Here is a 13,804-nt window from a genome sequence, read left to right as displayed (position 1 = left end):
GAAAAATTACAGGCGTTGGTCGAGCTTTTTTTATGAGTGGTATAATACTCCACTTTATCTTGCAACCTTTTCCCCATTTGGTTGTCTTATGTATGTAACCCGTTTAAAAACAGGGAAAAAGAAATAATAATAATTAAAGATTTTTAAAATAAAATAACATGAAAAGCGCTATCAAAAATTTATTAGCAATCATTTTAACAGTAATCATTAGCCTAGGTGCTACAAGCATTTCAAATGGTAAAGAAGCGAACAAGGTAACCGTATTAACAGCGATTAAAAACATCAGCAAATTAAATGTTTCTGGGAATGTAGAAGTGATTTTGATTCAAAGTCCAACAGAAAGCGTTAAGGTTTATGATAACTATTATTCGAAAAATGCCTTGGTACAGCAAAAAAATGATGAGTTAAGAATTAGTTCTTTCGACAAGGAAACACTTACGGTTGTGGTTTATGCGAATAGCCTAACCGAAATTACAGTAGCTGATAATGCCATAGTAAAAACTGATGGTAAGTTTAGCACCCTTAGTTTGGCAATCACTTTAAAAGATCGTGCAAAAGCGAATTTAAATACTAATACCATTGACCTTTCTACAAATGTAAGTGGTCAGGCCAATCTAACCATATCAGGATCAAGTAGCGATTACAATGCCGTAATTGGTAGCGTTGCCACACTGAACATGGACAAGTTTACTGCAGAAAGTTCGAGTATTCAATCTAAAAACCAAGTGATGGCAAAAAAAGCAACAGTAGTGAATGAATTGCCTACTGCAGATGCTTTGCTAACCTTTTAAAATTCATAATACACATATAAATTTAGTTTAGTTTTAGTTAATGAAAAGCGGATGGATGTCCGCTTTCTTTTTTTAGTTATAGGGCCACCTTTTTTACATAATTTATAAGTGACTTAGCAAAGGCTGACTGGGAAGGTCTGCTCAGATTTCCATCGATAATATTGCCATTTTTATCTAAAACAATATATCTGGGTATCTCTGTAAGCTTGAAAAAAGTTTCGAAAGTCTTTCTATGTTCATCTAAGATCCTGTAGTTTTTCTTTTCGAAAAGATAGTCGTATTGTTTAGCTCTCTCTAACCAAGCTTGATTGTTCTTATCTACATCTATACTGATGGGTACAAACCTAATGGGCAAGCCAGAAAGTTTTTCCTTTTGCTCTTTCAAACTAGGAAACTCACGGATACAGGGAACGCACCAACTGGCCCAAAAGTCAAGTACCAATAAACCATTTTCTGGTACCTGGTCTAATTCTAGCTGTAGATTTCCTTTTTTACCATCGCCATTTAGCAATGGTTTTGCCAATAGTTCCCTTTGAAGTGTATTAATACCCGCATAATTGCTAGTGCCCAAATACCTAATGGCATTTAAATATTCAGGTGAGTTTTTTTGCTTATAATCATTAAGTTCCTTACTTATAAGGGCCTTGCCCAAGGCCGTTTGGTCATTGGCCATTGTTATTCTGATGAGGTCGGAAAGAGAGATCCCATAATTTTTACGCATCTTAAAAACCATTACATTTCTATACAAATCCAAAAGATCTAGGGTATTGATGGTTTTAAATCTATCTATTTTCGATTCCGATTCGGTAAATAAAAAAGCTAATTGTTGCGCATCTGCATTGGATTTAAGCGCCTGGCTGCTCGCCCAAACATAATATTTCAATTTAACGAACAATTTGAGCTGATGTTTACGATTCCTGTCTAATACACCCTTATTCCTTAGGCTATCGATAAGACGAAGGTTCTTCTTATGTACAACATTGTTGGTGATATTGCCAGAGCTTCCAAAATTAAAGTTAAACTGCTCATCAATAAACTTCATTTGTGCAACCCGCTGATCGACTGAAAGTCGGCCTTTATCAAAAACAAAATAGAGCGTGTCCTTTGGGTTAACCAAGAATTCATGGTTATAAATGTCCTTTCCTTTTTCTCCTTGATACTTGAAAATTGTAGGTTGATTAAGCACTATGTTTTTTTCTATATATTGCTCTTGTATGCCCGAATTGGCAAATGTCTCTGTAACCTTTTCAAACTGTTGATCAGCATGGTAGAGTTTAACAAAGGTTTTTGGGGCAATTTTAATCTTAATCACTGCCTCTTCTGATTTTTGAGCTTGACTTTGAAAACTTGTCAATAAAATCAGGCAAATGCTGTAAAATAAACTTTTCATTGCATTAAGTTTTAGTCGTCTAGTTTATTCAATATTAACTAGATTTTTAGTAATTGCCAAATCATGGTTATAAAGCAACCAATGCTTTCATTTTTTCTTATATTTAGCCTATTTTGTTTTATTCAACTTAAGCCATAACTATGAAATTTTCTTATTCTATCAAACAAAAAACCAAAATAGCCTTATTGTTATTCTGCATTATGGCTTGTACCATTTTAATTAGGCTATTAGAAGATAGAAGCATCAAAAACATGGAAAAAGCCTTTTCTTCCCTATATAATGATCGCTTGGTTCCTGCTACCGACATTTTTTACATTTCGGAAAAACTATATACAAAACGTTTACTACTCGAAACCTTTATCTATAGCGACAATAATAAGCTCACAACAAACCAACTAAATGAAAAGCTAAGGGCTTGTGATCGTGAAATAGATACTTTACTCACCAAGTATGAAAAAACCTTCCTGGTTAAAAACGAGAAGAACCGACTAACTGAATTAAAGGTTAAATTGTTGGAAAATAAAGTCCTGGAAAAAAACATTTTAATTAACGCAAATTCATTTTCCAAAACTACATTAAGAAAAATGTATGAAAATACATTTGACCAATCGTTCTTGGGTATTTCGACCTTATTGTCTCAGCTTACAAAAATTCAAACCACAGTTGGTGAAGAATTAAAAAACGAATCACAAAAGATAGTATCTGGCACCAACCTCTATTCAAATATGCAACTTGTATTGGCTATCATCATAGGTATTTTAATCGTATCCATTGTATTTGCTTCCAATGTAATGAATATTAGGAATGACAAGTATAACTTGAATTAGCCATCCTGTCCAAGCAGTGAAAGAAAGCTTTTTAGAAACCATGGAGTCCCATCATTGAATGAGGGCAACAAAGACAAATCTTATTTGAGCCCTTAAAAAGTTTTTTATGCTATGTTTTTTTGGAACATCAGCAAAACTAGCCTTAAGAATTCCAACTAACAAGATCCAATAAAACTTGGCAAATGTTCAAATCACAGCTATTCAGAAATATCGTGAAAGAATGTTCCTGATTCTATGCTGTATCAATCCAAATAACCTGACCTCATACCATTCGATAATAAGCCAATTGCAACAACTTCAAAAGCCTATCATCCGGGCGAATTATCCACTGCTTCAGAGCGTCATCATTTAGCAAGAATAAATAAAGTCGCTTTAACTAATCTGCTATCATCAAGCCATTAACAGTTAATATTCCGTACTTTTGCAGTAATTTTTGATTAAATAAATTGTTAGAAACACCTTGAGTACATTAATTGCAGCAGAAGGCCTTGGCCACGCCTACCACGAAGAATGGCTATTTAAAAACTTAACCCTTGGTATTAATGCCGGACAACGCGTTGCGCTGGTAGGGATTAACGGAGCGGGAAAAAGTACACTTTTAAAATTATTGGCTGAACGCTTTGTCCCTTTAGAAGGAAAGATCGTTAAAAACAAATTGGTTAAAATAGGCTTCTTAGATCAAGAACCTACTTTCCCCGATGGATATTCTATAAGTGATTTTATTTTCTCGCTTGAAAACAAGCAGCAACAGCTCATAAAAGAATATGAAGAATTAATTGAACTATCTAATCCTGATGAAAAGAAGCTCAATCGTTTATATGAAGAATTAAGCGAACATAATGCTTGGGAATATGAACATGAGATAAAGACTATTTTAAGCAGGATGGGCATCAACCAACTCCAGCAAAAAATACATACCTTATCTGGTGGTCAGAAGAAAAGACTTGCTTTAGCTAAACTATTAATTGAAGATCCAGAAATATATGTTTTAGATGAGCCTACTAACCATTTGGACATTGATACCATAGAATGGTTAGAAAAATTATTGACCACTGGAAACAAAACCATCTTGTTAGTGACCCATGATAGATACTTTTTAGACAATGTATGTAACACTATTGTAGAATTAGATAGGGGAAAAACCTATACATACAATGGAAATTATGCTTACTTTTTAGAGAAAAAAGCAGAAAGAGAAGCTGCAGACGAAAGTACGTTCCAAAAAAATAAAAATCTGTTGAAAAAAGAACTGGAATGGATGAGAAGAATGCCAGCAGCAAGGACAACAAAATCTCAATCTAGAATTGATTCCTTTTATAATTTAGAGGAAAAAACCAAACAAAGAACGGACAATCAAAAGGTCACATTAAATGTAAAAATGTCGCGCCAAGGAAATAAGATTCTCGAACTAGATAATATTGAACAATCTTTTGACGCAAAACACATCCTTAACAATTTTAGTTATACTTTTAAAAAAGGTGATAGAATTGGGTTAGCAGGAAAAAATGGCACTGGAAAATCTACCTTGCTTAATATCATCACAGGTAATTTAGTTCCGTTGAAAGGCGTAGTAGATATAGGAGATACTACAAAATATGGTTATTATAAACAAGGTGGATTAAGTTTCAATGAAAAAGAAAGGGTAATAGATATTGTAAAATCGGATGCCGAATATATTAAAATGGCAGATGGGCAAACCATCTCTGCCTCTGCCCTACTTACACTTTTTTTGTTCCCTCCCAAAAAACAGCACGGTTTGGTAGAGAAATTAAGTGGCGGAGAAAAGAAACGTTTACATTTGATGAAGGTCTTAATGCAAAACCCTAATTTCCTTATTTTAGATGAACCTACTAATGATCTCGATATAGATACCCTAAATGTGCTAGAAGAATTTCTAGAAAATTTCCCTGGTGTATTAATGTTAGTATCGCACGACAGGTATCTATTAGATAAAATGAGTGAACAATTATTCATTATGGAAGGCAATGGAGAAGTAAGGATTTTTAATGGAAATTATTCAGAATACAGAAACAGCGTAGAGCAGGAAAAAGAAAACTCTACAAAAAAACAAAAAACAGAAGACCCTAAACCCAATACCATTTCTAAAAAATTATCCTTCAAAGAACAAACTGAATTTGATAATTTAGAAAAACAGCTGGCCGACAGCGAAAAAAAAATTGCAATGCTAACGGTTGAATTAAACAATATAGAAAGCAGTAATTACAAAAAGATAGAAGAACTATCCAAGCAAATAGAAATTCTAAATCAGGAAAACGAAACTGTAATGGAACGTTGGATAGCGCTCTCAGACAAACAAAATTAATTTTTTTTCAGTTGTTTCACGTGGAACAACTGAAAACAGGATAAAAACAATAACGTGTTTCACGTGAAACACACCATAAATATGTTTAAAGAATACGATGTTATAGTAGTTGGTGCTGGTCATGCGGGCTGTGAGGCAGCGGCGGCGGCAGCAAATTTGGGATCATCTGTACTATTGGTCACCATGAATATGGAAACCATTGCACAAATGAGTTGTAACCCAGCGATGGGCGGTGTAGCAAAAGGACAAATAGTAAGAGAAATTGATGCCATGGGTGGTTATTCTGGTATAATAGCCGACAAAACCACCATCCAATTCCGTATGTTAAATAAATCAAAGGGCCCTGCCATGTGGAGTCCACGCACACAGAATGACAGAAAACGTTTTGCCGAAGAATGGAGACTAGCCTTGGAAAGCACACCAAATATAGATTTTTGGCAAGAAATGGTCAGTTCCTTATTAATCAAAAACAATACAGTAGTAGGGGTAAAAACTAATTTGGGTATAGAAATAAAAGGTAAATCCGTGGTATTAACCAATGGTACTTTTTTAAATGGTATTATCCATATTGGGGAAAAAAAGATGGGTGGTGGTCGAACAGGTGAAAAATCGGCTACAGGATTAACGGAGCAATTGGTTGAACTCGGCTTTGAAGCTGGCCGAATGAAAACCGGTACTCCTCCAAGAGTAGATGGACGCTCCTTAAATTATACCTTAATGGAGGAACAATGGGGCGATGAAGAAAGAGGTAGATTTTCCTATACTGATGTAGCCCTTCCAAATGAACAACGTTGTTGCTGGATTACTTATACTAATGAAAAAGTACATGAAACCTTAAAAGAAGGTTTTGAAAAATCACCTATGTTCACCGGCAGAATAAAAGGATTGGGTCCTCGATATTGCCCATCAATAGAAGACAAAATAAACCGGTTTGCAGAAAGGGAAAGACACCAAATATTTGTAGAACCAGAAGGTTGGCATACTTGTGAAATTTATGTAAACGGCTTTTCTACTTCGCTACCCGAAGATGTACAATATAAAGCGCTAACTCAGATACCAGGATTTGAAAATGCGAAAATGTTCAGACCAGGTTATGCCATAGAATATGATTATTTCCCTCCTACCCAGCTATCCTTAACGCTTGAAACCAAATTAATCAGTAATTTATTCTTTGCTGGTCAAATTAATGGCACTACAGGATACGAAGAAGCTGCTAGTCAAGGGTTTATAGCAGGAATAAATGCCCATCAAAAAGTAAATGATCAACATGAACTGATTATGAAACGCTCAGAATCCTATATAGGGGTTTTAATAGATGATCTGGTCACAAAAGGAACCGAAGAACCTTATAGAATGTTTACTTCAAGAGCGGAACATCGTTTATTACTTAGGCAAGACAATGCAGATATACGCCTTACCCCTATTGCCCACCAACTTGGATTGGTAAGTGATGAAAGGTTAAGCAAGGTCAATCAGAAAATAGAAAATTCTGATGCCATAGTAGCATTTACCAAAAAGCAGGGAATTGAAATGACCGAAGCAAATCAATTATTAGAACAACTAGGTACAGCAGCCCTGACGCAAAATGTTAAATTATTTAACGTATTGAGCCGCCCCCAAGTGAACATTAATGATATTAGAACGGTAAGTAATAATTTTAACGAGTTATTAAATAACTTTGATAAAGAAACTATAGAACAAGCCGAAATAAAAATCAAATATGAAAGTTATTTTGAAAAAGAAAATGAGATTGTAAACAAAATGCAGAAAATGGAAGACCGCTCCATTAATCCAGATTTTGATTACAATAAATTAGTTTCGCTCTCGAAAGAGGCTAGAGAAAAATTATTGAAGATCAAACCCAGAACTTTAGGTCAAGCTTCAAGAATTTCCGGGGTTTCGCCTTCAGATATCTCAGTTTTAATGGTTCATATTGCTAAATAACTGATTATAAATAAGTTAAATAAAAAATAAAATCAATTAAAATAAAGCGTTCTCTGCAACGATCTTCATTTTTTAATGGTATTAATCCAGAAAAGGTAAAAATTAAATAAAAAGCTTATAAATGGCTAAAAACGGTAAACACACATTTTTTATAAATTTTCGGCTATTATTAATAGTAGCGATATTTATTTATGGCTGTGCATCAATGAAAAGTCCTGAAGGCGGACCAAGAGACACTACTCCTCCTAAAGTTTTAAAAATGACGCCAGAAAATTTAAGCACCAATTTTAAGGCAAAAAAAATAACCATAGAATTTGATGAATATATAAAGTTGAATAATGAGTTTAAAGAATTTTCCATTTCACCGGAATTGGAAAAAGCGCCAGAACTAAAAGCTAAACTTAAACGGCTAGAAATAAATCTTCCCGATAGCTTAGAACAAAATACAACTTATACTTTAAATTTTGGTAAATCCATTGTAGATATTAATGAAGGAAACCAGCTCAAAAATTTTACCTATGTTTTTGCCACAGGCCCAACTCTCGACTCATTGACTATAACTGGTCATGTAACCAACGCTTTGAGCGGCGAACCAGAAATTGAAGCCACCGTATTTATATTTCCTCTTAGTAGGGACAGTTTATTTGGCAAAAAAAAACCTTCTATTTTTACGTTAACAGATAGTAGCGGAAATTTTAAATTAAATAATATTAAAAAAGATACTTATAAAATATATGCCTTAAAAGAAAAAAATGGCGACAGGATTTATCAACAAGCAAGCGATGAAATAGGCTTCATTAAAGATCCCATTGTATTAAATAAAAATGTAGATAGCATAGACCTAAAAATATTCAAGGAAATAGCCGATAATTTTAGGGTAGTAGATAAAAAACTAAACAATGATGGGAGCATATTCATAAGTTTTAATCAAAAGCTCAATCAACCAGAAATCTCCATTATAGAACCTGCTAATATTGATAAAGGTAAATTATTCAAATTCAGCAAAAATGGGGATAGTTTATCTCTTTGGTTGGACAATTTTTCTTTTGATTCTGTTAAAATAGCCTTAAAAAATCAGGGTAAAACCTTAGATACCATTAAGTTTAATAGGGGTAAAAAAGATACCTATAATAGGGTAATAGCCATTTCAGATAACCTAGAAAATGGTGTACTTAATCCAAATAGGGACTTAATCGTTCATTTTAATCTACCGATAAAAAGTATTGATGAAAGTAAAATTATGTTATTGGAAGACAGCATACCAAGAAAAGGTTTTACCCTAACAAAAGATAGCCTAGATTTTTTAAAATACCATCTCAAATATAAGTGGAAACCGAAAGAAGACTATATTCTTACCTTTAAAGAAAATGCCGTAACTGCTATATTCGATGCTAAAAATAAGGAAATTAAAAAAACGTTTACCTTAGGTCAGCCTTTAGATTACGGTACATTAACTTTGAGTGTAGAAACTCCAGATACTTCAAAAAATTACATTCTTCAAATTGTCAATAAAGAAAAAGAAGTCATTTCTAGCTATCCTATTCTTAGGAATACCAAAATTACATTAGCTAATTATAAAGCAGGTATATATTTTGCAAGGATTGTTTATGATGAAAATAAAAATGGGATATGGGATACCGGAAATGTAAAACAAGGAATACAACCTGAGCCTATATGGTATGAGCCAAAAGAACAATCCATAAGAGCAAATTGGGCTAGAGAAGAAATTATAAAAATACCTTTAAAGCCCCTACCAGTAGTTCAAAAGCCAAAACCGGTACCAGAAAATAAACCGAAAATCCAGCCCAGGTAAAGTATTAATTAAACCAACCTGCGTACATGATATAGTTATCTGGTAATTTATTTAATAAGGCCCGTTGCTCAATGCTAATGGGCTTTATTTTTTTTGCCGGAGTTCCTGCATATAGATATCCGCTTTCACATACCGTATTTTCTAATACTACCGAACCTGCTGCTATAATACAATACTCTTCAATTACAGCATGATCCATTACAATGGCACCCATGCCTATCAATACATGATCTTTTACCAAACAACCATGAACAATAGCATTATGTCCAACAGATACCCTATTTCCAATATGTGTAGCTGCTTTTAGATAGGTAGCGTGAATTACTGCTCCATCTTGAATATTACTTTCATTACCAATGATTATGCTATTTACATCTCCCCTAATCACGGCATTGAACCAAATTGAACAGTTTCTTCCAACTTTAACATCGCCAACAATTGTAGCATTTGGCGCTATAAAACAATCACTTCCAAATTGTGGGTCCACTCCTTTAACAGGTAATATTATTGGCATTTTTTATTAATTATATAGTATTAAATATATTAGACTTGAAAACTGATAACTAGATAATGGTATCTACTAATTCTTCAGAATGATCAGGATGATCTGTAGTATAATGCAATCCCCTACTCTCTTTACGTGCAATAGCAGATTTTATAACCAAATAAGCTACCTGAATAACATTTCTTAATTCACAAAGCTTAACCGATACCTTATTATTCTTATAAAATTCTTCTGTTTCTTCATACAAGAGATATAACCTGCGCAGTGCCCTATCCAATCTAAAATCAGAACGTACTATTCCCACATAATCGCTCATAATCTTTTGGGTTTCCCTTAAATTATGCGTAACCAATATATCTTCATTCGATTGGATCACCCCTTTATCATTCCAATCTGGGATATTATCAGGTATTATATTATTTTGGTAACGCTCTATCGCCGATAAAAATATGCGATGTGCAAATACCGTTGCTTCTAGTAAAGAATTGGAAGCTAAACGATTAGCACCATGCAATCCTGTAGATGATACTTCGCCACAAGCATATAGATTATTGATCGATGATCTGCCAAATTCATCTACCAATATTCCGCCACACATATAATGACATGCCGGAGTAACTGGAATAAAGTCTTTGGTCATATCTATGCCAATAGATAGACATTTGGCATAAATGTTAGGAAAATGGGTAAGAATGTCTGATTTCTTACGCATAGTTATATCCAAATAAACAAAATCATCTCCAGATTTCTTCATTTCATTATCTATGGCGCGAGCTACGATATCACGAGGAGCCAAAGAGCCTCTGGAGTCATATTCATACATAAACTCTTCACCATTTCTTCTCCGCAATACCCCACCAAAACCTCTTACCGCTTCAGAAATTAAAAAAGACGGGTATTCACCTGGATGGTACAAAGCTGTAGGATGAAATTGGATAAACTCCATATTCCTTATTTTTCCTTTAGCCCTATATACCATAGCCATTCCATCACCAGTGGCTATCACTGGGTTTGTGGTATTTGCATAAATATGCCCAGCTCCACCACTTGCCATTACCGTAACATTTGCCACTATCTTTTCCACATCGTTAAGTTCTGTGTTAAAGGCATATATACCATAACAGTTGATATCTTTGCTACTTTTATCCACATGTATACCAAGATGATGTTGAGTAATTAGCTCTAGGCAGAAGTAGTGTGTTAATATCTCAATATTCTCATTTTGATGGATCTGCTTCAATAAAACACTTTCAATTTCATAGCCCGTAATGTCCTTATAATGAAGTACCCTATGTTCTGAATGTCCTCCCTCCTTCGCTAAATCAAATACACCAGCGTTATTTTTATCGAAATTTATACCATAATCTATTATTTCCTGAATACGTTCAGGCCCTTCTTTTACTACAATTTCCACAATGTTTTCATCGCACAAACCATCTCCTGCTATTAAGGTATCGTGAATATGTTTTTCAAAGGAATCTGCCTTATCAACAACTACGGCAACCCCTCCTTGTGCATATTTGGTATTGGATTCATCTTCATTAGATTTTGTAACTATCAATACCTTACCATACTTAGCAGCCTTTAGTGCAAAACTCAGCCCTGCTATACCAGATCCTATTACTAAAAAGTCAACCTTTTTCATTAAATTAATAAATATAAAACAAGTATGTTGATAAAGTTAACAAGTATGTGAATTGAATGTATAAATTATCATAACAACTATTTTTGAATGTTTAAAGCTAAGGTAAAAACGGAAAATTGAAACAATCTTTTACATAATTTTAAGCACTTTTGTATAGTTTATCAACTTTTAACCACATTACTAACAATGCACATTTTACTATTGATAATTTAATCACGTAAAAAGTATAACATTGAAAATCAGTAGAAGTTTAAAATAAAAGATCATTAAAAATGTTGGTAACTATAGGAAAACTCATTTTACAAGATTTTAGCTGATAACTTTTGCACACTACCAACATCTTAATAAACAATAAGAATCTATTTATATTAAATAATTATATTTTATTGAAACGTTGAAAGCTGTGTATCTTTACCAAAAATTAATGGACGCCTAAAAGCATAGTAATGGAAATTTTAGAAGAACTCAATAGAAAAGGATATGTAGAAGAAAAGATAGATCCAACTTTGGATTTGTTTGAGGAAATAGAAAAGCTAAAAAAGGAAAAGAATGCCATTATACTAGCTCACTATTACCAAGATCCTGATATACAAGATATTGCAGATTATATTGGCGATAGTTTGGGACTGTCTCAGGAAGCAGCTAAAACGGAGGCAGATGTAATTGTATTTGCCGGAGTACATTTTATGGCGGAAACAGCAAAGATTTTATCGCCTGAAAAGAAGGTTTTATTGCCCGATTTAAAAGCAGGTTGTTCTTTGGCCGATAGTTGTCCACCACATTTGTTTAAAAAGTTTAAAGAAAAATATCCAGACCATTTGGTAATTACCTATGTAAATTGTACTGCGGAACTAAAAGCTTTGAGCGATATTGTTTGTACCTCAACAAATGCCGTACAAATTGTGGAAAGTTTGCCTAAAGATCAGAAAATCATCTTTGGTCCTGATAAAAATTTAGGTGCTTGGGTAGCCAAAAAGACCGGAAGGGATTTAGTATTGTGGAATGGTGCCTGTATGGTACATGAAATTTTCTCTAGAGAAAAAATCACCAAATTGAAAGAGCGACATCCGAATGCCAAATTTATTGCACATCCAGAATGTGAAGAAGCAGTATTACAAATGGCCGATTATATTGGATCTACCACTGGCTTGTTGAAATATTCCATTAATAGTGATGCTACCGAGTTTATTGTAGCTACAGAAAGTGGTATTATTCACCAAATGGAAAAAGCTAATCCAGGAAAAACATTCATACCAGCTCCACCTAACAATAGCTGTGCTTGCAATGATTGTCCATACATGAAACGTAATACCTTAGAAAAATTATACCTATGTATAAAAAATGGATTGCCTGAAGTTACAGTTCCCGAACATATCATAAAAGATGCGAGAAAGCCCATCGAAAGAATGTTGGAAATATCAGCACAGTTAGGTTTATAGCATGATAAAAAGGCGCTTTTTTATAAATTTATTGTTCGTAAGTACTGGCCTATTAGGGGCATGTTCTTCTATAAAGGAGCATAATTTTACCATTACAGAAAAAAAGCATAGCATACAGGCTTTACAACAAGATATTGACTTGGCACATCAGATTTTAAAAGATGGTCATCCAGGTTTGTATTGGTATATTTCTAAAAAAAACCTTGATTATAAGTTTGACAGTTTAAAGAAAGCCATTAATAAACCACTAACCACAGCACAGTTATATCAGAAATTGGCACCTGTTGTTGCTGCTATTAGGTGTGGGCATACGGCTTTAACCTATCCATCGGTTATACAAAAAGACAAGAAGAAAAGAGAGGCGATAAAAAATAAAATTTATCCACTTCACCAGTTTAGCTATGCTGTTTTTGATGGTAAATTAATAGTTATAAACAATAAAAGTAAAAATAAAAGCATCAAGACCGGTACTGAAATTTTAGAGATTGATGGATTGGCAACTAAAGATATTTTCAATATTATTTCAGCTGGCTTTACTTATGATGGTTATAATTCTTTATCGAAGAATAAGAGAATAGAGCGTTCTTTTCCACAGCTGTATAAAATTTATTTTTCTGAGCAAGATAGTGCTGCTATCAAATTCAAATTAGATAGTACAGTTGTGAATGCCTATATTTCGTTTTACGACAAGAAAAAGGAGAATGAAGCCAAAAAAAAATTGGATACGGCAAAAAAGATAGTTAAAGCCCCAATAAAAAAGCCTACAGATTTTCTAAAACACAGAGGTAAAAAAGTTAATGACGAATATCAGCTTGATTTCAAATTCTTAGATCAACAAAAAGATATTGCTTATTTAAAAATAAAGAGCTTTTCTATACCAACAGCTAATTTTCCACTTTTTTATAAACAATGTTTTGATAGTATTTCATTGGCTAAAAGTAAAAATTTAATAATCGACATTAGAAATAATCCGGGAGGGACTTTGAGTGCTAGTTTGGCTTTATTTTCATATTTAACCGACAAAGATTTTGTTTATTTAGCAAAACCAGTTAACAATGGTAGTTTTAGTGCAGATAAATATAGTAGCTGTCTCTTATACACATCTCCGAGCCCACGAGACCTGCGTT

General features: G+C 33.7%; 10 protein-coding genes. 7 read left to right on the top strand and 3 right to left on the bottom strand.

The window, feature by feature from the left end; all coding sequences use genetic code 11:
* Positions 1-158: 158 nt before the first annotated feature.
* Positions 159-791, top strand: a complete 633-nt coding sequence (locus JHD79_RS03805) for a GIN domain-containing protein (protein ID WP_199117875.1) — start codon at positions 159-161, stop codon at positions 789-791.
* A 76-nt stretch (positions 792-867) separates the two neighbouring features.
* Here the strand turns inward: JHD79_RS03805 and JHD79_RS03800 are convergent, their stop codons facing one another.
* Positions 868-2,181, bottom strand: coding sequence for a TlpA disulfide reductase family protein (locus JHD79_RS03800; RefSeq protein WP_199117874.1), 1,314 nt, complete (start codon positions 2,179-2,181; stop codon positions 868-870).
* Between the two features lie 140 nt (positions 2,182-2,321).
* Between JHD79_RS03800 and JHD79_RS03795 the strand changes: the two genes are divergently transcribed.
* From JHD79_RS03795 to JHD79_RS03780, 4 genes are all read left to right on the top strand, one after another.
* Positions 2,322-3,008 carry an MCP four helix bundle domain-containing protein gene (locus JHD79_RS03795; protein ID WP_199117873.1) on the top strand — a complete coding sequence of 229 codons (687 nt, stop codon included), beginning with the start codon at positions 2,322-2,324 and terminating at the stop codon, positions 3,006-3,008.
* A gap of 460 nt (positions 3,009-3,468) precedes the next feature.
* Entirely contained in the window at positions 3,469-5,331 is a 1,863-nt protein-coding gene (locus tag JHD79_RS03790) for an ABC-F family ATP-binding cassette domain-containing protein (RefSeq protein ID WP_199117872.1), read from the top strand.
* Positions 5,332-5,412: 81 nt separating this feature from the next.
* The gene (gene mnmG, locus JHD79_RS03785; RefSeq protein WP_199117871.1) at positions 5,413-7,275 is read left to right on the top strand and encodes a tRNA uridine-5-carboxymethylaminomethyl(34) synthesis enzyme MnmG; all 1,863 of its coding nucleotides are present in this window, start codon (positions 5,413-5,415) and stop codon (positions 7,273-7,275) included.
* A 205-nt stretch (positions 7,276-7,480) separates the two neighbouring features.
* Positions 7,481-9,088 carry an Ig-like domain-containing domain gene (locus JHD79_RS03780; protein WP_233164550.1) on the top strand — a complete coding sequence of 536 codons (1,608 nt, stop codon included), beginning with the start codon at positions 7,481-7,483 and terminating at the stop codon, positions 9,086-9,088.
* Between the two features lie 4 nt (positions 9,089-9,092).
* Here JHD79_RS03780 and JHD79_RS03775 read toward each other — a convergent pair whose 3' ends face one another.
* Together JHD79_RS03775 and nadB are read right to left on the bottom strand one after the other, a co-directional pair.
* Positions 9,093-9,602 (bottom strand): gamma carbonic anhydrase family protein, encoded by a 510-nt coding sequence (locus JHD79_RS03775; RefSeq protein WP_199117869.1) that lies wholly within the window; start codon positions 9,600-9,602, stop codon positions 9,093-9,095.
* A 49-nt stretch (positions 9,603-9,651) separates the two neighbouring features.
* Complete coding sequence (gene nadB, locus JHD79_RS03770; protein ID WP_199117868.1) at positions 9,652-11,238, bottom strand: L-aspartate oxidase; 1,587 nt, start codon at positions 11,236-11,238, stop codon at positions 9,652-9,654.
* Between the two features lie 446 nt (positions 11,239-11,684).
* Here nadB and nadA point away from each other — a divergent pair, with 446 nt between their 5' ends.
* Positions 11,685-12,677: a quinolinate synthase NadA gene (gene nadA / locus JHD79_RS03765; RefSeq protein ID WP_199117867.1), complete on the top strand. Its 993-nt coding sequence runs from the start codon at positions 11,685-11,687 to the stop codon at positions 12,675-12,677.
* A 139-nt stretch (positions 12,678-12,816) separates the two neighbouring features.
* Positions 12,817-13,804: S41 family peptidase (locus JHD79_RS03760; RefSeq protein WP_199117866.1), on the top strand; the 988-nt coding region annotated here is incomplete at its 3' end.

The organism is Pedobacter sp. ASV28, assembly GCF_016428855.1.
Taxonomy (GTDB): Bacteria; Bacteroidota; Bacteroidia; order Sphingobacteriales; family Sphingobacteriaceae; genus Pedobacter.
Note: the sequence above shows the minus strand (reverse complement) of the source record. Positions and strands in the feature narration are given on the sequence as shown.